This window comes from Xanthobacter autotrophicus (assembly GCF_029991245.1).
GTDB classification, from domain to species: domain Bacteria; phylum Pseudomonadota; class Alphaproteobacteria; order Rhizobiales; family Xanthobacteraceae; genus Xanthobacter; species Xanthobacter autotrophicus_C.
The window spans coordinates 1-409 of the sequence record NZ_JAIVFO010000420.1 but is presented as its reverse complement, the minus strand read 5'-3'; the positions used below and the strand labels follow the sequence as shown (position 1 = coordinate 409).

Below are 409 nucleotides of genomic sequence, written 5' to 3'. Positions count from 1 at the left end.
GTCCAGCAGCAGCCAGCCCCAGGCCACGCCGAATGCCGGCACCAGGAACGTCACGGCCAGCGCCTTGAGCGGCCCCTCGTCCGCGATCAGCCGGAAATACAGCACGTAGGCCCAGGCGGTGCAGAGCAGGCCCATGGCCAGCAGCGCCCCCCACACCGGCGCAGGCGCCGCGCCCCACCGGGCGGCAAGGCCGGGCTGGCTGAAGGCCTGCCATGCCGCCCACGGTGCCAGCGCCAGCACCGCGCCCCACTGGCTGCCCAGGGCGACCAGGCGGCTGTCCAGCCCGCCGCGGGCGGTGATCCAGCGGCGCGTGAGAAAGCCCGCCAGCCCATAGCAGCCCGTGGCCACCAGGCAGGCCGCGATGCCCAAAGCGACCGGCATGCCCAGGGCCACCGGCCCGGCCTGCGCG

The 409-nt window shown here is 75.8% G+C and carries 1 protein-coding gene; it reads right to left on the bottom strand.

Annotated features, from left to right (window positions below; genetic code table 11):
- Positions 1-409 (bottom strand): EamA family transporter (locus K9U41_RS23500; RefSeq protein WP_282643236.1); only part of this gene is annotated, 409 nt, incomplete at both ends.